This window comes from Streptomyces sp. NPDC092045, assembly GCF_044756005.1.
Classification (GTDB): Bacteria; Actinomycetota; Actinomycetes; order Streptomycetales; family Streptomycetaceae; genus Streptomyces.
The window spans coordinates 404,859-423,900 of sequence record NZ_JBIVSC010000004.1; the positions used below are offsets into that span (position 1 = coordinate 404,859).

19 protein-coding genes and 1 riboswitch are annotated in these 19,042 nt (G+C 73.0%); of the genes, 16 read left to right on the forward strand and 3 right to left on the reverse strand.

The annotated features are described in order from the left end of the window. Positions 1-9: 9 nt before the first annotated feature. From ACIQKA_RS15280 to ACIQKA_RS15305, 6 genes are all read left to right on the forward strand, one after another. Positions 10-318: a DUF2469 domain-containing protein gene (locus ACIQKA_RS15280; RefSeq protein ID WP_005311352.1), complete on the forward strand. Its 309-nt coding sequence runs from the start codon at positions 10-12 to the stop codon at positions 316-318. 155 nt (positions 319-473) lie between these two features. After that, on the forward strand, positions 474-893 hold the full coding sequence (locus tag ACIQKA_RS15285; protein WP_391095877.1) for a YraN family protein: 420 nt from the start codon (positions 474-476) through the stop codon (positions 891-893). 1 nt (position 894) lies between these two features. Continuing rightward, entirely contained in the window at positions 895-2,508 is a 1,614-nt protein-coding gene (locus tag ACIQKA_RS15290; protein ID WP_391095879.1) for a YifB family Mg chelatase-like AAA ATPase, read from the forward strand. Then, a complete protein-coding gene (gene dprA / locus ACIQKA_RS15295) occupies positions 2,505-3,869 on the forward strand; it encodes a DNA-processing protein DprA (RefSeq protein ID WP_402541203.1) in 1,365 nt (454 codons plus the stop codon). Before ACIQKA_RS15290 ends, dprA begins: the two co-directional genes overlap by 4 nt. A 245-nt stretch (positions 3,870-4,114) precedes the next feature. Then, positions 4,115-4,951 carry an RNA polymerase sigma factor WhiG gene (gene whiG / locus ACIQKA_RS15300; RefSeq protein WP_030223055.1) on the forward strand — a complete coding sequence of 279 codons (837 nt, stop codon included), beginning with the start codon at positions 4,115-4,117 and terminating at the stop codon, positions 4,949-4,951. A 71-nt stretch (positions 4,952-5,022) separates the two neighbouring features. Beyond that, positions 5,023-5,571 (forward strand): TetR/AcrR family transcriptional regulator, encoded by a 549-nt coding sequence (locus tag ACIQKA_RS15305; protein WP_383157395.1) that lies wholly within the window; start codon positions 5,023-5,025, stop codon positions 5,569-5,571. Positions 5,572-5,648: 77 nt separating this feature from the next. Here ACIQKA_RS15305 and ACIQKA_RS15310 read toward each other — a convergent pair whose 3' ends face one another. Continuing rightward, complete coding sequence (locus tag ACIQKA_RS15310; protein WP_391095885.1) at positions 5,649-6,113, reverse strand: peptidoglycan DD-metalloendopeptidase family protein; 465 nt, start codon at positions 6,111-6,113, stop codon at positions 5,649-5,651. A gap of 253 nt (positions 6,114-6,366) precedes the next feature. Here ACIQKA_RS15310 and rpsB point away from each other — a divergent pair, with 253 nt between their 5' ends. The 10 genes from rpsB (at position 6,367) to ACIQKA_RS15360 (ending at position 16,845) form a co-directional block, all read left to right on the forward strand. Further along, the gene (gene rpsB / locus ACIQKA_RS15315; protein ID WP_383157365.1) at positions 6,367-7,287 is read left to right on the forward strand and encodes a 30S ribosomal protein S2; all 921 of its coding nucleotides are present in this window, start codon (positions 6,367-6,369) and stop codon (positions 7,285-7,287) included. 108 nt (positions 7,288-7,395) lie between these two features. Then, positions 7,396-8,232, forward strand: a complete 837-nt coding sequence (gene tsf, locus ACIQKA_RS15320) for a translation elongation factor Ts (RefSeq protein ID WP_383157363.1) — start codon at positions 7,396-7,398, stop codon at positions 8,230-8,232. 163 nt (positions 8,233-8,395) lie between these two features. Next, the gene (gene pyrH, locus ACIQKA_RS15325; RefSeq protein ID WP_030217948.1) at positions 8,396-9,160 is read left to right on the forward strand and encodes a UMP kinase; all 765 of its coding nucleotides are present in this window, start codon (positions 8,396-8,398) and stop codon (positions 9,158-9,160) included. Between the two features lie 93 nt (positions 9,161-9,253). Then, positions 9,254-9,811, forward strand: a complete 558-nt coding sequence (gene frr, locus ACIQKA_RS15330; protein ID WP_053646719.1) for a ribosome recycling factor — start codon at positions 9,254-9,256, stop codon at positions 9,809-9,811. Then, positions 9,811-10,917, forward strand: a complete 1,107-nt coding sequence (locus ACIQKA_RS15335; RefSeq protein ID WP_391095887.1) for a phosphatidate cytidylyltransferase — start codon at positions 9,811-9,813, stop codon at positions 10,915-10,917. The genes frr and ACIQKA_RS15335 overlap by 1 nt, the downstream gene beginning before the upstream one ends. Before the next feature lie 80 nt (positions 10,918-10,997). Beyond that, positions 10,998-12,104, forward strand: coding sequence for a 23S rRNA (adenine(2503)-C(2))-methyltransferase RlmN (rlmN, locus tag ACIQKA_RS15340; protein ID WP_383157358.1), 1,107 nt, complete (start codon positions 10,998-11,000; stop codon positions 12,102-12,104). Between the two features lie 29 nt (positions 12,105-12,133). Next, a riboswitch (TPP riboswitch) is annotated at positions 12,134-12,244 on the forward strand. Positions 12,245-12,325: 81 nt separating this feature from the next. Beyond that, positions 12,326-13,420, forward strand: coding sequence for a thiamine ABC transporter substrate binding subunit (locus tag ACIQKA_RS15345; RefSeq protein WP_383157355.1), 1,095 nt, complete (start codon positions 12,326-12,328; stop codon positions 13,418-13,420). Positions 13,421-13,458: 38 nt separating this feature from the next. After that, the gene (locus ACIQKA_RS15350; protein ID WP_391095890.1) at positions 13,459-15,072 is read left to right on the forward strand and encodes an ABC transporter permease subunit; all 1,614 of its coding nucleotides are present in this window, start codon (positions 13,459-13,461) and stop codon (positions 15,070-15,072) included. Further along, on the forward strand, positions 15,072-16,100 hold the full coding sequence (locus ACIQKA_RS15355) for an ABC transporter ATP-binding protein (protein WP_402541208.1): 1,029 nt from the start codon (positions 15,072-15,074) through the stop codon (positions 16,098-16,100). Before ACIQKA_RS15350 ends, ACIQKA_RS15355 begins: the two co-directional genes overlap by 1 nt. A 97-nt stretch (positions 16,101-16,197) precedes the next feature. Next, a complete protein-coding gene (locus ACIQKA_RS15360) occupies positions 16,198-16,845 on the forward strand; it encodes a dihydrofolate reductase family protein (RefSeq protein WP_383157351.1) in 648 nt (215 codons plus the stop codon). Positions 16,846-16,908: 63 nt separating this feature from the next. Here the strand turns inward: ACIQKA_RS15360 and ACIQKA_RS15365 are convergent, their stop codons facing one another. Next, positions 16,909-18,054 (reverse strand): hypothetical protein, encoded by a 1,146-nt coding sequence (locus ACIQKA_RS15365; protein WP_402541210.1) that lies wholly within the window; start codon positions 18,052-18,054, stop codon positions 16,909-16,911. After that, on the reverse strand, positions 18,036-18,764 hold the full coding sequence (locus tag ACIQKA_RS15370; protein ID WP_383157347.1) for an ABC transporter ATP-binding protein: 729 nt from the start codon (positions 18,762-18,764) through the stop codon (positions 18,036-18,038). The genes ACIQKA_RS15365 and ACIQKA_RS15370 overlap by 19 nt, the downstream gene beginning before the upstream one ends. Positions 18,765-19,042 lie beyond the last annotated feature (278 nt).

Sequence of the window (19,042 nt, forward strand, 5' to 3'; positions counted from 1 at the left end):
GAACATGCCATGAGCGCCGAGGACCTCGAGAAGTACGAGACCGAGATGGAGCTGAAGCTCTACCGGGAGTACCGCGACGTCGTCGGCCTGTTCAAATACGTGATCGAGACCGAGCGGCGCTTCTACCTCACCAACGACTACGAGATGCAGGTGCACTCGGTGCAGGGCGAGGTCTTCTTCGAGGTCAGCATGGCCGATGCCTGGGTCTGGGACATGTACAGGCCGGCCAGGTTCGTCAAGCAGGTCCGCGTGCTCACGTTCAAGGACGTGAACATCGAGGAGCTCAACAAGAGCGACCTCGAACTCCCCGGCAGCTGAGGACCGCGGCGGCAGCGCCGCAGAAAGACCATCCCCACGGGGCCTCTCATGGGTCACCCCCACGGGTGAGGGAGTTCTCCACAGCCCCTCGCCTGTCCACAGCGCCGCACACGGAACGCCCCACCCCGTCACAGTCGGTGACGGAGGTGGTCCGTATGAACACGACTGATACGGCTGATACGACCGGCGCGACGGGCACGATCGCCCGAACCGGCGCCACCCGCGCGCTCGGGCGGTACGGGGAGGAGCTGGCGGCCCGCCGGCTCACCGCGACCGGCATGCGCGTCCTCGCCCGCAACTGGCGCTGCGGCCGGACCGGCGAGATCGACATCGTCGCCCACGACGGCGACACCCTCGTCATCTGCGAGGTCAAGACCCGGCGCCACGGCGCCTACGAACACCCGATGGCCGCCGTCACGCCCCGCAAGGCCGAACGGCTCCGCCGCCTCGCCGACTGCTGGCTCGACCGCAGCGGCACCTTGGCACCCGCCGGCGGCGTCCGCATCGACCTCGTCGGCGTCGTCCTGCCCCGCCGGGGCGCCCCCGTCCTCACCCACGCCCGGGGGGTGGCCTGAGATGGGGTTCGCCCGCACCTGCTCCGTCGCCCTCGTCGGCGTCGAGGGCGTCGTCGTCGAAGTGCAGGCCGACCTGGAACCCGGCGTCGCCGCCTTCGCCCTCGTCGGCCTGCCCGACAAGAGCCTCACCGAGAGCCGCGACCGCGTCCGCGCGGCCGTCGTCAACTCCGGCGCCGAATGGCCCCAGAAGAAGCTCACCGTCGGCCTCAGCCCGGCATCCGTCCCGAAGGGCGGCAGCGGCTTCGACCTCGCCGTCGCCGCGGCCGTCCTCGGCGCCGCCGAGCGCATCGACCCGCGCACCATCGCCGACCTCGTCCTCATCGGCGAACTCGGACTCGACGGCCGCGTCCGCCCCGTCCGCGGCATCCTGCCCGCCGTCCTCGCCGCCGCCGACGCCGGATACCGGCAGGTCGTCGTCCCCGAACAGACCGCCGGCGAGGCCTCGCTCGTCCCCGGCGTCTCCGTCCTCGGCGTCCGCAGCCTCCGCCAGCTGATCGCCGTCCTCACCGACGAACCCGTCCCCGACGAGGAACCCACCGAAGAGGGACGGCCCGACGCCATGCTCGCCGGCCTCCTCGTCCCCGGCGCCGGCATCGGCACCGGCCTCTCCGCCGACCCCGCCGAAGGACCCGACCTCGCCGACGTCGCCGGCCAGCACCACGCCCGCCGCGCCCTGGAGATCTCCGCCGCCGGCAGCCACCACCTCCTGCTCTCCGGACCGCCCGGAGCGGGAAAGACCATGCTGGCCGAACGCCTCCCCGGCATCCTCCCGCCGCTCACCCGGCAGGAGTCCCTGGAAGTCACCGCCGTCCACTCCGTCGCCGGCATCCTCCCGCCCGGCGAACCCCTCGTCCGCCGCGCCCCCTACTGCGCGCCCCACCACTCCGCCACCATGCAGTCCCTCGTCGGCGGCGGAAACGGCCTCCCCAGGCCCGGCGCCGTCTCCCTCGCCCACCGGGGCATCCTCTTCCTGGACGAAGCGCCCGAATTCTCGGGCAAGGCGCTCGACGCGCTCCGCCAGCCCCTCGAATCCGGGCACGTCGTCATCGCCCGCGCCGCCGGCGTCGTCCGCCTCCCCGCCCGCTTCCTCCTCGCCCTCGCCGCCAACCCCTGCCCCTGCGGACGGCACACCCTGCACGGCGCCGGCTGCGAATGCCCGCCCTCGCTCGTCCGCCGCTACCAGGCGCGCCTCTCCGGGCCCCTGCTCGACCGGGTCGACCTCCGCGTCGAGGCCGAGCCCGTCACCCGCGCCGACCTCCTCGGGCAGGGCGGCAGGGGAGAGACCACCGCCGCCGTCGCCGCGCGCGTCCGCGAGGCCCGCGACCGGGCCGCCGCCCGCCTCGCCGACACCCCCTGGAGGGTCAACAGCGAGATCCCCGGCCACGAGCTCCGCACCCGTTACCACGCCGCTCCCGGAGCCCTCGCCGAAGCCGAACGCGACATCGAACGCGGACTCCTCACCGCCCGCGGCCTCGACCGCGTCCTGCGCGTCGCCTGGACCGTCGCCGACCTGGCCGGACACGACCGGCCCGACGGCCGGGACGTCGCCCTCGCCCTGGAGATGCGCACCGGCGTCGCCCGCGGCGTGCCCGTCGGAACGGGGGGCCGCGCATGATCCCCACCGCGCCCGCGGCCTCCACCGCGCCCCTGGACGAACGGCTCGCCCGCGCCGCTCTCACCCGTACCGTCGAACCCGGCGACGAGCACGCCGGCCGCTGGATCCGCCGGTACGGAGCCGTCGGCTTCCTCGAACGACTCCTCCGCCCCTACGACGGCACCTGGCCCGACGGCGACGTCCGTACCCACGGTGACACCCGTACCGGCGACCACACCCGTACCGGCGACCGCCCCCGCCACGCGGGCGACTCCCGCTCCACGGGCGATCCCCGCCCCGACGCCGCTCACCCCGACGGCGCCTGCCCCGGATGCCCCTGCCCCGGAGGCTCCCGATCCGGCGAGGACCCCTTCCCCGGCACCGGTCGCAAACGCGTCACCTCCTGGCGTCTGCGCGCCACCGCCGCCGAACCCGCCCGCGACCTCGACACCGTCCACGCCCTCGGCGGCCGCTTCCTCGTCCCCGGCGACACCGAATGGCCCCGGCAGCTCGACGACCTCGGCGACGCCCGCCCCATCGGCCTCTGGCTCCGGGGCCCCGCCGACCTGCGCACCTGGGCCCTGCGTTCCGTCGCCCTCGTCGGCGCCCGCGCCTGCACCCCCTACGGCGCCCACACCGCCACCGACCTCGCCACCGGCCTCGCGAGAAAGGGCTGGGTCGTCGTCTCCGGGGCCGCCTACGGCATCGACGGCGCCGCCCACCGGGGAGCCCTCGCCGCCGACGGCGCCACCGTCGCCGTCCTCGCCTGCGGCGTCGACGCCCCCTACCCCCGGGGCCATGACCGGCTCATCCGGCGCATCACCGAACAGGGCCTCGTCGTAGGGGAGTTGCCGCCCGAGAGCCATCCGACCCCCAGCCGCTTCATCCTCCGCAACCGCGTCATCGCCGCCCTCACCCGCGGGACCGTCGTCGTCGAGGCGCAGCACCGCAGCGGCTCCCTCTCCACCGCCCGCGCCGCCGCCCGGCTCGGCCGCCACACCATGGGCGTGCCCGGACCGGTCACCAGCGCGCTCTCCGCGGGCGTCCACGAACTCCTGCGCGGGGACGCCACCCTCGTCACCGACGCTGAGGAGATCGTCGAACTCGTCGGGGAGATGGGCCAGCTCGCCCCGGAGCGCCGGGGACCCGTCCTGCCCCGGGACCTCCTGGCCCCCGCCACGGCACACGTCCTGGAGGCCGTACCCGCCCGAGGTCCGACCGCGACCACCGCCATCGCCCGCCGCGCCGGCACCCATCCCGACGAGACCCTCGCCAAGCTGTACGAACTCCACTCCCTCGGCTTCGTCGAACGGTACGGAGACGGATGGCGGTTGACGAACACCGCCACACAAGCGTCGAACGCGCGGCGAGGCGGTACTTGACCCGGAGCATTCGGGTGAAAAGGTGAAGGCGATGAACGACCGAGCCCTCTCGGCCGCACCCGAGGGGCCGACCCGCGCCACGGCCCCCGTTCGAAGATGCGGTCGACGGCGTCCACCCGGAGCGGCGCGATCCACCGTTGTTCGCTCACCGCGACGGCGCACTCACGCTACGCTCACCGGGATTCCCTCCACGACCCCCGCACCCACCCCGACACACCCGACAGCAGAACGGCTCAAGGCAACGCATGCCCCAGCACACCTCCGGGTCTGACCGCGCTGCGGTGCCCCCAGCAGCCCGGGGCACCGTGCGACCGCCCGCACCGACCTCCCTCGACGAGCTGTGGCGGTCGTACAAGGACACGGGCGACGAGCGGCTGCGGGAGCAGCTGATCCTGCACTACTCGCCCCTCGTCAAGTACGTCGCGGGACGGGTCAGCGTCGGGCTGCCGTCCAACGTGGAACAGGCCGACTTCGTCTCCTCCGGCGTCTTCGGCCTCATCGACGCCATCGAGAAGTTCGACGTCGAGCGCGCCATCAAGTTCGAGACGTACGCCATCACCCGCATCCGCGGCGCCATGATCGACGAACTCCGCGCCCTCGACTGGATCCCGCGCTCCGTCCGCCAGAAGGCGCGCAACGTCGAACGCGCCTACGCCACCCTGGAGGCCCAGCTCCGCCGCACCCCCTCCGAGAGCGAGGTCGCCGCGGAGATGGACATCACGCTGGAGGAACTGCACTCGGTTTTCAGCCAGTTGTCCCTGGCCAACGTGGTCGCCCTGGAGGAGCTGCTGCACGTCGGAGGCGAGGGCGGCGACCGGCTCTCCCTCATGGACACGCTGGAGGACACGGCCGCCGACAACCCCGTCGAGATCGCCGAGGACCGCGAGCTGCGCCGCCTGCTCGCCCGCGCCATCAATACGCTCCCCGAACGCGAGAAGACGGTCGTCACCCTCTATTACTACGAGGGCCTCACGCTCGCCGAGATCGGCCACGTCCTCGGCGTCACCGAGAGCCGCGTCAGCCAGATCCACACCAAATCCGTCCTCCAGCTCCGGGCCAAGCTGGCCGACGTGGGACGCTGAGCGCCGCGGTCCGGTCGTACAGTGGAGCCGTGCCCAGGATTCGAGCGGCCTCCGTGGCCGAGCACCGGACGATGCAGCGCGGCGCCCTGCTGGACGCCGCGCGTTCCCTGCTGTCCGAGGGCGGGACGGAGGCGCTGACCTTCCCCGCACTCGCCGAGCGCACGGGCCTCGCCCGCTCGTCGGTCTACGAGTACTTCCGATCGCGCGCCGCCGTCGTCGAGGAGCTGTGCGCCGTCGACTTCCCGGTCTGGGCCGCCGAGGTCGAGCTGGCCATGGCCGACGCGGAGACGCCCCAGGACAAGGTCGAGGCATACGTCCGCAAGCAGCTGGAGCTGGTCGGGGACCGGCGCCACCGCGCGGTCGTCGCCATCTCCGCCGGCGAGCTGGACGACGGCGCCCGCGAGAAGATCCGCGCCGCCCACGGCGGCCTCGTCACCATGGTCGTCGAAGCCCTCGCCGCCCTGGGACAGCCCCGGCCCCGCCTGGGCGCCATGCTCCTCCAGGGCGTCGTCGACGCGGCCGTCCGCCGCCTCGAACTCGGCGCGGCCGAGGACCCCGCGGAGATCACCGAGGCGGCGGTCACGATGGCCCTCCACGGGGTCAACGGCTCCCCGGCCTGACCGCTCGAAAAAACCGGGGGCTTCCCTCCCCCCCCGCCCCCCGCCCCCACCCCCCCCACCCCGAACCCACCCCGAACTCACCCCAGCGGCAGCAGCCGCGACGGTCCCCGTTTCGTCAGGAGCAGCGGGTTCAGGTACCGGTCGCCTTTGAGGAGGCCCCAGTGGAGGCAGGTCTCCGGGCAGTGGGTGCCCGGGGCGACCCGGGCGACCGGGGTGCCCGCGGCGACGGTGGTGCCGGCCGGGACCAGCGGGGTCACCGGGGAGAAGGTCGTGCGCAGCGGGGGAGAGCCCGTGCCCGGGAGGGCCAGGGTGAGGACGCCCCGGCCGCCGACCGGACCCGCGAAGGTGACCGTGCCCGCCGCGGGGGCCAGGACCGGAGTGCCCGGTGGTGCGGCGAGGTCGACGCCGCGGTGGCCCGCGGCGTAGGGGCCCGGTGGGGGCTGCCAGCCGCGGACGATCTCGGGCGGGGGCGGGCCGCCCACCGGCCAGAAGGGGCCGAGGGCCAGGAGCAGGGTCGTGAGCCAGGTCGTCGCGAAGCGCATGGGGGAAGGCTCTCCCCGGCGTCCGGTTCGTGGGGCCCGCGGACGGTTTCTGTGGACTACTCACCGGTTGTGGACAGCGCCGTCACCCGCCGCCCCCGGGGTCCCGTACACTTCCTATGGCGACTCGGGACACCGGGTCGACTTCGCACGCCCCGCCACGGTCCTCAGGCGGTGGCAGCGCCTTTCGGTCCCTCGTGGGCATGGCGCGCCGGGGCGTCAGGAACACAACCGAGAAACCCAAGGAGATACGGCCATGGCCGTCGTCACGATGCGGGAGCTGCTGGAGAGCGGCGTCCACTTCGGTCACCAGACCCGTCGCTGGAACCCGAAGATGAAGCGCTTCATCTTCACCGAGCGCAACGGCATCTACATCATCGACCTGCTCCAGTCGCTGTCGTACATCGACCGCGCCTACGAGTTCGTCAAGGAGACCGTCGCGCACGGCGGCTCCATCATGTTCGTCGGTACGAAGAAGCAGGCCCAGGAGGCCATCGCCGAGCAGGCGACGCGGGTCGGCATGCCGTACGTCAACCAGCGTTGGCTCGGTGGCATGCTCACCAACTTCTCCACCGTCTACAAGCGTCTGCAGCGCCTCAAGGAGCTCGAGCAGATCGACTTCGAGGACGTCGCCGCCTCGGGTCTCACCAAGAAGGAGCTCCTGGTCCTCTCCCGCGAGAAGGCCAAGCTGGAGAAGACCCTCGGTGGTATCCGCGAGATGCAGAAGGTGCCGAGCGCCGTCTGGATCGTCGACACCAAGAAGGAGCACATCGCCGTCGGTGAGGCGCGCAAGCTCCACATCCCGGTCGTCGCGATCCTCGACACCAACTGCGACCCCGACGAGGTCGACTACAAGATCCCGGGCAACGACGACGCGATCCGCTCCGTCACCCTGCTCACCCGCGTGATCGCCGACGCCGTCGCCGAGGGCCTCATCGCCCGCTCCGGCGCCGCGACCGGCGACTCGAAGCCGGGCGAGAAGGCCCAGGGCGAGCCGCTCGCCGAGTGGGAGCGCGACCTGCTCGAGGGTGAGAAGAAGGCCGACGAGGCCCCGGCCGCCGCCGAGGCCGCCGAGGTCCAGACCTCCGCCGAGACCGAGAAGGTCGCGGACGCCGAGTCCGAGGTCGCCGCCGAGGTCGTCGCCGACGCCCCGGCCGCGGACGCCGAGCAGGCCTGACCCTTCAGGACCCAGATCCTCGGGTGACGACGGCGGGGGCCCACGAAGCCCCCGCCGTCCTCCCGTGGATCCGCCCGATCTTTCAGACTTCGAGAGAGAAACAGACTCATGGCGAACTACACCGCCGCTGACGTCAAGAAGCTCCGCGAGCTCACCGGCGCCGGCATGATGGACTGCAAGAAGGCCCTGGACGAGGCCGACGGCGACGTCGACAAGGCCGTGGAGGCCCTGCGCATCAAGGGCCAGAAGGGTGTCGCCAAGCGTGAGGGCCGCTCCGCCGAGAACGGCGCCGTGGTCTCCCTCATCGCCGACGACAACACCTCCGGCGTCCTCGTCGAGCTGAAGTGCGAGACGGACTTCGTCGCCAAGGGCGACAAGTTCCTCGCCGTCGCCAACGCGCTCGCCGCCCACGTGGCCGCGACCGCCCCGGCCGACATCGAGGCCCTCCTCGCCTCCGAGATCGAGCCCGGCAAGACCGTGCAGGCCTTCGTGGACGAGGCCAACGCCAACCTCGGCGAGAAGATCGTCCTCGACCGCTTCGCGCAGTACGCCGACGGCTACGTCTCCGCGTACATGCACCGCACGATGCCCGACCTGCCGCCGCAGATCGGTGTCCTCGTCGAGTTCGACAAGGCCGACGCCGCCGTCGCCAAGGGCGTCGCCCAGCACATCGCCGCCTTCGCGCCGAAGTACCTCACCCGTGAGGACGTCCCGGCCGAGGTCGTCGAGTCCGAGCGCCGCATCGCCGAGGAGACCACCCGCGCCGAGGGCAAGCCCGAGGCCGCGATCGCCAAGATCGTCGAGGGTCGCGTCAACGGCTTCTTCAAGGACGCCACGCTGCTCGGCCAGCCGTACGCCCTGGACAACAAGAAGTCCGTCCAGCAGATCCTGGACGAGGCCGGCGTCACCCTGAAGCGCTTCAGCCGCATCAAGGTCGGCATCTGAGTCCGGTCGCGAACGCGACGGACACCGGACCCCGGTAGGGTCTGAAGCAGTCGTCCGCGCCCGCGCAGGACGACCGCAGATCTGACGAGGAGGCCATTGCCGCACGGGATACCGCGAGGACCCAGGGCAATGGCCTCCTTCGTATGTGCACGAGGAGAGCTCCATGAATCAGGGCGCCGTACAGGGCGACGACAACAACGGCAAAAAGGCCGGCCGCTACATGCTGAAGCTGTCCGGAGAGGCCTTCTCCGGCGGTACCGGCCTGGGCGTCGACCCCGATGTCGTGCACGCCATCGCGCGTGAGATCGCGGCCGTCGTCCGCGACGGCGCGGAGATCGCGATCGTGATCGGCGGGGGCAACTTCTTCCGCGGCGCCGAACTCCAGCAGCGCGGCATGGACCGGGCCCGCTCCGACTACATGGGCATGCTCGGCACCGTGATGAACTGCCTCGCCCTCCAGGACTTCCTGGAGAAGGAGGGCATCGACTCCCGCGTCCAGACCGCCATCACCATGGGCCAGGTCGCCGAGCCGTACATCCCGCTGCGCGCCGTGCGCCACCTGGAGAAGGGCCGCGTCGTCATCTTCGGCGCGGGCATGGGCATGCCGTACTTCTCCACGGACACCACCGCCGCCCAGCGCGCCCTGGAGATCGACGCCGAGGCCCTGCTCATGGGCAAGAACGGCGTCGACGGCGTGTACGACTCCGACCCGAAGCGGAACCCCGACGCGGTCAAGTTCGACGCGCTCGAGTACGGCGAGGTGATCGCCCGCGACCTCAAGGTCGCCGACGCCACCGCCGTCACCCTGTGCCGGGACAACAACCTCCCGATCCTCGTCTTCGAACTGCTCGCCGAGGGCAATATCGCGCGCGCGGTGAAGGGTGAGAAGATCGGCACGCTCGTGAGCGACCAGGGCACCCGGGCCTGACCCGAACCGGGAACCGCCCCGCAAGGGGATGGACAGAGCCCTGCCGGTCGTACACCGTGCAGGACACAACGCGACGACACGCAGGAGCAAGTGGTGATCGAAGAGACCCTCCTCGAGGCCGAGGAGAAGATGGAGAAGGCCGTCGTGGTCGCCAAGGAGGACTTCGCCGCGATCCGCACCGGCCGTGCGCACCCGGCGATGTTCAACAAGATCGTGGCGGACTACTACGGCGCCATCACCCCCATCAACCAGCTGGCCTCCTTCTCCGTCCCGGAGCCGCGGATGGCCGTGGTGACCCCGTTCGACAAGAGCGCGCTGCGCAACATCGAGCAGGCGATCCGCGACTCGGACCTCGGCGTCAACCCGAGCAACGACGGCAACATCATCCGGGTGGTGTTCCCCGAGCTGACCGAGGAGCGCCGCCGCGAGTACATCAAGGTCGCCAAGGGCAAGGCCGAGGACTCGAAGATCTCGATCCGCTCGGTGCGCCGCAAGGCCAAGGAGTCCATCGACAAGCTCGTCAAGGACGGCGAGGTCGGCGAGGACGAGGGCCGTCGCGCGGAGAAGGAGCTCGACGACACCACCGCGAAGTACGTCACGCAGGTGGACGAGCTGCTCAAGCACAAGGAAGCCGAGCTGCTCGAGGTCTGATGAACGACTCTTCCTGGGATGCCCCGGCCGGTTCCGGCCGCGGGGGACCCCACCAGGGGCCCGCCCCGGCGGGTCCCGCCCACGAGGGGCGCCCGGCGGCGCAGACTCGCCCCATGCCCATCGTGCCCGACGTTCCCGCCGACGGATTCCAGGACGGTCACGGCCGGGGGGCCGCTCATCCGAGCGGTCCCCTGTTCCGCGACGAGACCCCGCACGAGCACCCGCAGGAGCCCATGTCCAGCCGCACCCCGCCTCCTCCGCCGCCCGCGCCGCCGGCGCCACGGCAGAAGAAGAGCGCGGGGCGCGACCTGGGCGCGGCCATAGGGGTCGGGGTCGGTCTCGGCGCCGTCATCATCGCCTCGCTGTTCATCTGGAAGGCGGCCTTCGTCGGGGTGGTCGCGATCGCCGTGGTGGTCGGGCTGTGGGAGCTGACCTCCCGGCTCCAGGAGCGCAAGCGGATCAAGGCGCCGCTGGTGCCGCTCGCGGTCGGCGGCGCGGCGATGGTCGTCGCCGGCTACGTGCGCGGTGCCGAGGGCGCCTGGGTCGCGACGGCCCTGACGGCGCTCGCGATCCTGGTGTGGCGCATGACGGAGCCGCCCGAGGGCTATCTCAAGGACGTCACGGCGGGCGTGTTCGCCGCGTTCTACGTGCCGTTCCTGGCGACGTTCGTGTCGCTGCTGCTCGCCGCGGACGACGGCCCGTGGCGGGTGCTGACCTTCCTGCTCCTGACGGTGGTCAGCGACACCGGGGCGTACGCGGTCGGCTGGCGCTTCGGCAAGCACAAGCTGGCGCCGAGGATCAGCCCCGGCAAGACCCGCGAGGGCCTGGTCGGCGCGGTGACGTTCGCGATGGCGGCGGGCGCGCTGTGCATGCAGTTCATGATCGACGACGGGGCCTGGTGGCAGGGCCTGATCCTCGGTCTCGCGGTGGCGGCGAGCGCGACGCTCGGCGACCTCGGCGAGTCGATGATCAAGCGTGACCTGGGCATCAAGGACATGGGCACGCTGCTGCCCGGCCACGGCGGCATCATGGACCGGCTGGACTCGCTGCTGCCGACGGCTCCGGTGGTGTGGCTGCTGCTCGCACTGTTCGTCGGCACCGGCTGACCTGCGCTTCTTCGTACGAGGGGCCCGTTGTCCACAGGACGGCGGGCCCCTCTTCGTATCTCTGCGACACTGGTAGCACCATGCCCAAGCCCGGAGAACTCACTTTCGTCGCCCCCCGCGGAGCCAAGAAGCCGCCGCGGCACCTGGCCGACCTCACGCCCGCCGAGCGGAAGGAGGCCGTCGCCGCGATCGGCGAGAAGCCCTTCCGCGCCAAGCAGCTGTCCACGCACTACTTCGCGCGGTACGCGCACGACCCCGCCGAGTGGACCGACATCCCGGCCGCCTCGCGGGAGAAGCTGGCCGGGGAGCTGCTGCCCGACCTGATGTCCGTGGTGCGGCACATCTCGTGCGACGACGACACCACCCGCAAGACCCTGTGGCGGCTGCACGACGGCACGCTCGTGGAGTCGGTGCTCATGCGCTACCCGGACCGGGTGACCATGTGCATCTCCTCGCAGGCCGGCTGCGGGATGAACTGCCCGTTCTGCGCGACCGGGCAGGCCGGTCTCGACCGGAACCTGTCGACCGCCGAGATCGTGCACCAGATCGTGGACGGCATGCGCGCCCTGCGCGACGGCGAGGTCCCCGGCGGCCCGGCCCGCCTTTCGAACATCGTGTTCATGGGCATGGGCGAGCCGCTCGCCAACTACAAGCGGGTCGTCGGCGCCGTCCGCCGCCTCACCGATCCCGAGCCGGACGGCCTGGGCCTGTCCCAGCGCGGCATCACCGTCTCCACCGTCGGACTCGTGCCCGCGATGCTGCGCTTCGCCGACGAGGGCTTCAAGTGCCGCCTCGCGGTCTCCCTGCACGCCCCGGACGACGAGCTGCGCGACACCCTCGTGCCCGTCAACACCCGCTGGAAGGTCCGGGAGGTCCTCGACGCGGCCTGGGAGTACGCGGAGAAGTCCGGGCGCCGGATCTCCATCGAGTACGCCCTCATCCGGGACATCAACGACCAGGCCTGGCGCGGCGACCTGCTCGGCCGACTGCTCAAGGGCCGGCGGGTCCACGTCAACCTGATCCCGCTGAACCCGACGCCCGGTTCGAAGTGGACCGCGTCGCGTCCGGAGGACGAGAAGGCGTTCGTGGAGGCCATCGCCCGCCACGGCGTGCCGGTGACCGTGCGGGACACCCGGGGCCAGGAGATCGACGGTGCCTGTGGACAGCTGGCCGCCGCCGAGCGCTGAGCTTGTACCCTGAGCTCGAACACATCTCCATATTCCGACAGGGGAGCGCCACAGCGCTGAGAGTGCGGTGTCCGTCAGACCGCAGACCCTCTGAACCTCGCCCAGGTCATTCTGGGTAGGAAGTTCGGTCGTAACTCGAGCTGTTGCGCCCTGCCCGCGTCCGGTCCGCCGGTCGTGGGCAGGGCCGCGTCTCTTCCTGGTCACCCCCAGGAGGAATCTCAGTGAGCACCAAGAAGACGGCCGCCGTCGCGCTCGTCGCGGCGCTGGCCGTCACGGCCCTCGCCGCCTGCGGCACCGATGACGTCCGCGAGGGCGCCGGCAAGTCCGGCGCGCCCGCGCCGAAGACCGTGACCCTCGTGAGCCACGACTCGTTCAACGCCTCCAAGGAGGTGCTGGCGGAGTTCACGAAGCAGACCGGTTTCACCGTCAAGGTCCTCAAGGCCGGCGACGCCGGCGAGGCCGTCAACAAGGAGATCCTGACCAAGGGCTCCCCGCAGGGCGACGTCTTCTTCGGCGTCGACAACACCCTGCTCTCCCGCGCCCTCGACAACGGGATCTTCGTCGGGTACCGGGCGAAGGGGCTCGACCGGATTCCGGCGGAGTACCACCTGGACGAGGAGCACCGGGTGACGCCGATCGACTCCGGCGACATCTGCGTCAACTACGACAAGAAGTACTTCGCCGACAAGAAGCTGGCGCCGCCGGTGACCTTCGACGACCTGGCGAAGCCGGAGTACAAGGACCTGCTCGTGGTCGAGAACCCGGAGCGGTCCTCCCCGGGGCTCGGTTTCCTGCTCGGCACGGCGGCGAAGTACGGGGACGACGGCTGGCAGGCGTACTGGTCGAAGCTCAGGGCGAACGGCGTGAAGACCGTCGACAGCTGGGAGCTCGCCTACAACCAGGAGTTCTCCGGTTCGGCCGGCGGCAAGCAGGCCAAGGGCGACCGGCCGCTGGTCGTGTCGTACGCCTCCAGTCCGCCGGTCGAGGTGCTGTACGGCGAGCCGCAGCCGAAGGTCGCGCCCACCGGCGTCTCCACCGGCACCTGCTTCCGGCAGACGGAGTTCGCGGGCCTGCTGAACGGGGCGAAGAACCCCGAGGGCGGCAAGGCGCTGATCGACTTCCTGATCTCGAAGAAGTTCCAGGAGGACATGCCGCTCCAGATGTTCGTCAACCCGGTGGCGAAGGACGCGGTGCTGCCGGAGCTGTTCACGAAGCACGGCGTGGTCGTGGAGAAGCCGGAGACGATGGAGCCCGGGAAGATCGCCGAGAAGCGCGACGCGTGGATCCAGCAGTGGTCGTCGCTCGTCCTGAAGTAAGGCGCGACCCGCGCGGGGACGCGGCGCGGCTGGGGCTCATGGCCCTGCCCGTCGCGTTCTTCGCGGTGTTCTTCGCGTGGCCCGTCGTGTCCATCGTGGACCGGGGCCTGCGGCCCGGCGGCGACTGGCGGTTCGGCCGGATCGGCGAGGTGCTGTCCCGGCCGGACATCCTGGACGTGCTCGGCTTCACCGCCTGGCAGGCGCTCGCCTCCACCGGCCTCACCCTGCTCGTCGCGCTGCCCGGCGCTTACGTCTTCGCCCGCTTCGACTTCCCCGGCAAGAGCGTCCTGCGGGCCGTGGTCACGGTGCCGTTCGTGCTGCCCACGGTCCTGGTCGGCACGGCGTTCCTGGCCCTGGTCGGCCGGAACGGGCTCACGGACGAGCTGTGGGGACTGCGGCTCGACACCGGCGTGTGGGCGATCCTCCTCGCCCACGTCTTCTTCAACTACGCGGTCGTCGTCCGGACCGTCGGCGGCCTCTGGTCGCAGCTCGACCCGCGCCAGGAGGAGGCCGCCCGGGTCCTCGGCGCCTCGCGCCTCACGGCCTGGCGGACGGTGACGCTGCCCGCGCTCGTCCCGGCCGTGTCGGCGGCGGCCCTGATGGTCTTCCTCTTCACCTTCACCTCCTTCGGCGTCGTGCAGATCCTCGGCGGGGACGCGTACACGACCCTGGAGGCGGAGATCTACCGGCAGACCGCCCGGCTGCTCGACCTGCCGACGGCGGCCGTCCTCACCCTCGTGCAGTTCGCCGCGGTCGGCGCGATCCTCGGGCTGCACGCGTGGACGGTGCGGCGGCGGGAGACCGCGCTGCGGCTCGTACCGCCCGAGCGGACCGCGCGCCGGCCGCGCGGCGCCGGGCAGTGGGCGCTGCTCGGCGGCGTCCTCGTCTCGGTGGCGCTGCTGATCCTGCTGCCGCTCGGCGTGCTCGTGGAGCGGTCGTTCGCCGGCCCCGGAGGGTACGGGCTCGGCTACTACCGGGCGCTCGGCTCGCTCGACGAGGGCGGGACCTTCCTGGTGCCACCCCTGGAGGCGATCGGGAACTCGCTGCGGTACGCGGTGCCCGCCACCGCCGTCGCCGTCGTGATCGGCGGCCTCGCGGCGGCGGCCCTCACCCGGCGGGCCGGACGGCTCGTCCGGGGCTTCGACGCGCTGCTCATGCTGCCGCTCGGGGTCTCCGCCGTCACCGTCGGCTTCGGCTTCCTCATCACGCTCGACGAGCCGCCGCTCGACCTGCGGGCGAGCTGGATCCTCGTCCCCCTCGCGCAGGCCCTCGTCGGCGTCCCCTTCGTCGTGCGGACGATGCTGCCGGTCCTGCGCGCGGTGGACGAGCGGCTGCGGGAGGCGGCGGCCGTGCTCGGCGCCTCGCCGTGGCGGGCCTGGCGGGAGGTGGACCTGCCGCTGGTGCGGCGGGCGCTGCTGATCGCGGCCGGATTCGCGTTCGCGGTCTCGCTCGGCGAGTTCGGCGCGACCGTGTTCATCGCCCGGCCCGACAGCCCGACGCTGCCGGTCGCGGTCGCCCGGCTGCTCGGCCGGCCCGGCGAGCTCAACTACGGCCAGGCGATGGCCCTCTCGACGATTCTGATGGTGGTGTGCGCGGTGTCCCTGCTGCTGCTCGAACGGCTCCGCACCGACCGGACCTCCGGGGAGTTCTGATGCTGAGACTCGACGGGGCGACCGTGCGGTTCGGGGCGCGGACCGTGCTCGACGCCGTGGACCTGGAGGTCGCCGACCACGAGACCGTGTGCGTGCTCGGCCCCAGCGGCAGCGGCAAGTCCACGCTGCTGCGGGCCGTCGCGGGCCTCCGGCCGCTCGACAGCGGCCGGGTGCTCCTCGACGGCGCCGACCAGACCGGGGTGCCGACGCACCGGCGGGGCGTCGGGCTGATGTTCCAGGACCACCAGCTCTTCCCGCAGCGGGACGTCGGCGGCAACGTCGCCTTCGGCCTGCGGATGCGGGGGGACGGGAGGGACGAGCGGACGGAGCGGGTGCGGGAGCTGCTCGACCTCGTCGGCCTGCCGGGCGCCGAGCGGCGGTCCGTCGCCGCGCTCTCCGGCGGCGAGCAGCAGCGGGTGGCGCTGGCCCGGGCGCTCGCGCCCCGGCCCCGGCTCCTCATGCTCGACGAGCCGCTCGGCCAGCTCGACCGGGGCCTGCGGGAGCGGCTCGTGGTGGAGCTGCGGCAGCTCTTCGGGCGGCTCGGGACGACGGTCCTCGCCGTCACCCACGACCAGGGCGAGGCGTTCGCGCTCGCCGACCGGGTCGTGGTCATGCGGGACGGCCGGATCGCCCAGTCGGGGACGCCCGTGGAGGTGTGGCGCCGCCCGGCCTCCGAGTTCGTCGCCCGCTTCCTCGGCTTCGACAACGTGGTGGCCGCCCGGGTCTCCGGCACGGTCGCGGAGACCGCCTGGGGGAGGGTCCCGGTGCCGGAGGGCTCCCCGCAGGGCGAGCGACGGCTCCTGGTGCGCCCCGGCGGCGTGCGTCCGGTCCCCGCCGGGGAGGCGCCGGCCTGGACGGTGGAGTCCCGGACCTTCCGGGGCAGCCACGTCGTCGTACGGCTCCGCCCGGCCGACGGCCCGCCCCTGGAGGCCGAGCTCCCGCTGCGGGACGCGCCGGAGGAGGGCGCGGGGACGGGCATCGCCTTCCGGGCGGAGGACGTGGTGGTGCTGGGCGACGACACGCCGTAGGGCACGGGCCGGACCGATGAGTTCCGCCCGCCGGTGGAGTCTCCTGTGCATACGGCCGCGTACGGCGCTCTCCGCCGACCGCACGGGAGGAAACACCATGGGGCAGCTGCTCAGGGTCCAGAACTTCAACGTCTCGTCCGACGGCTACGGCGCCGGGGAGGGCCAGAGCCTGGAACGGCCCTTCGGGCACGCGGATCCGGAGGCGATGTTCGCCTGGGCCGGTGCCACGGCGAGCTGGCCCCGGCGCACCGACCCCGGCGGCAGCCGGGGCCTCGACGACTACCTGACGCGGGACTACGGGCGGAACATCGGCGCCGAGATCATGGGCCGCAACAAGTTCGGGCCCCAGCGCGGGCCCTGGCGGGACCACGAGTGGCGCGGCTGGTGGGGCGACGAGCCGCCGTTCCACACCCCGGTCTTCGTCCTGACCCACCACCCGCGCCCCCCGATCGTGCTCGGCGACACGACGTTCCACTTCCTCGACGCCGACCCGGCCACCGCCCTCGCGACGGCGCGGGAGGCGGCGGACGGCAAGGACGTGCGGCTCGGCGGCGGGGCGGCCACCCTCCGCGCGTTCCTCGACGCGGATCTCGTCGACACCCTGCACGTCGCCGTCTCGCCGGTGGTGCTGGGCGCCGGATCGCGGCTCTGGGAGTCGCCCGACGAACTCCTCGGCCGCTACCACCGCGACGTCGTGCCCAGCCCGGGCGGCACGGTCACGCACCACCTGTTCTGGCGGAGGTGAGCGCGGGACCCGGACGGGGCCGGGTCACCTCGTGAGGGGCGCCGCCGCCGGTACGGGGCCGGGTCACCTCCTGAGCGGCAGCGCCGCCAGTTCCGCCACCGCCCACGTCAGCGGGAGGAAGACGGCGAGCAGGGTCCCGGTGCGGACGAGGGCCGCCGTGCGGAGGGCCGCGGGCGGGGCGCCGACGCGGAGGAGGGCCTCGGCGACGGGCGCGCGGCCCTGCCGGGACTCCAGGGCCGCGGTCAGGAGCGTGGCGCAGGTGCAGGCCAGGATCAGGGTGGCGCCCAGGCCGGTGAGCGGCCCGAAGGCGTCGGAGCCCTTGTCCGACCCGTACAGCGAGGCCGCCGCGAGCAGGCCGGAGAGCACCGCGCAGACCACGCCGAGCGGCCGGCCGATGCGGCGGGACTCGGCCATCAGGACGCGGCCCGCGAGCAGCCGGACGGCGCCCGGGCGGACCGCCTGGAGGAGGCGCCCGCAGCCGTGGACGAGCGCGGGGCCCGCCGTCGCGAGGCCGATCGCGGTGAGGACCCAGCCGACCAGGACGGCCGCCGGGCCGCCGTCGAACCGGCCCGGCAGCGGAAGGCCGTCCCCGCCGCCGCCCCGGCCCGCGTACGTCTCGACCGCGAGGCCGATCGCGACCAGGGCGACGCCCCACGGAAGTCCGGACGGCATGCCCTCGTCCCCGACGTCCTCCACGGGTGGCGCGGGGCGCGGGCGCAGGGCCAGGGCCGCGGCCGCGGAGGCGGTCACGGGGACGACCGCGAGCAGGGTGAGGACGGCCGCGAGCGGCACCGGCTGGTCGCCGGCGAGCAGTCCGGAGGCCGCCCCGTCGAAGGGCAGGCCCGTGAGGTCGCCGCGCAGGTGCAGGTAGAGCAGGAGCGCGACCGCCGAGCCGAGCGCGCAGGTGACGGCCGTCGAGGCGGCGGCGAGCAGGGTGAGCCGGGCCGGTCCGACGCCGATCGCGGAGAGTCCGGGGCGCGGCCGGGTGCTGGGGTCGGTCCGGGCCACCGCGACCGCGAACTGGACGGTGGCGGCGAGCGGCAGGACGCACCAGAGGAGCCGGAGCGCCGAGGCCTGTTCCGGGTGTCCGAGGGCGTGGCCGAGGGTGCAGAGCAGGAGGAAGCCCACCCCGGCGGACGCGGCGGCGACGAGCAGCCGGCGCGCCAGGACGAGGGGGTGGGTGCCCCGGGTCAGACGGAGAGCGAGCACGCGGCGACGCCCTCCGCCCCGGTCGCCGGGGGTACGGTGCCGGTCCGGCGCCCGTCGAGGAGCGCGACCGTCCGGTCGGCGAGCGCCGCGACCTCGGCGTCGTGGGTGGCGAGGACCACGGTGATGCCGTGCGAGCGGGCGGCGGCCGTCAGGGTGCGCAGCACCTGGGCGCCGTCGGCGCGGTGCAGGGAGGCGGTGGGCTCGTCGGCGAAGAGCACCGGGGGAGTGGTGACGAGGGCGCGGGCGACGGCGATCCGCTGGCCCTGCGCCCGGGTGAGGGCGCCCGGGCGCTTGCGGGCGCAGGCCCCGGCGTCGAGCCGGTCCAGCCACTCCAGGGCGGTGGTCTTCGCGGCGCGGCGGGAGACCCCGCGCAGCAGCAGGGGCAGGGCGGTGTTCTCCCAGCCGGTGAGTTCGGGGACGAGGTCGGGCTCGGGACCGATCCAGCCGAAGCGCTCGCGGCGGAGCCGTTCGCGCTGGGCGGGGGCCAGGGTGTGCACGGGGCCGCTGTTGAACCAGACCTCGCCCTCCCGGGGGACGAGCTGGCCGGAGAGACAGCGCAGGAGGGTGGTCTTGCCGCTGCCCCGGGGACCGGTCAGGGCGAGGATCTCGCCCTCGCGGACGCCGAGGGAGACGCCGCTGAGGGCCTCCGTGCCGCCCAGGGTGCAGTGCAGGGAACGCGCCCAGAGCACGTCGTTGTCCGGTGGGGCCATCGCGTACACCTCTGTCGATCCGATCTGTGTCCCTCCGTACGGAGGGGTTTTCCCCCGTACGGGTGAACGAAGGACGGGCCTGTCGGTCACTCGGCACCGTAAGTATCCGGATCGGTTCGCAGGGACAGCACACGGCCCGGGCCGGGGGGGGGCCGCCCGGGGGGGGGGGGGGGGGGGCGGGGGCGCGGGGGGGGGGGGGGGGGGGGGGGGGGGGCGGGGGGGGCGGGGGGGGGTGGTGTTGCGGGGGGCGTCGCGGGCGCGGACGGTGAAGCGGTGGG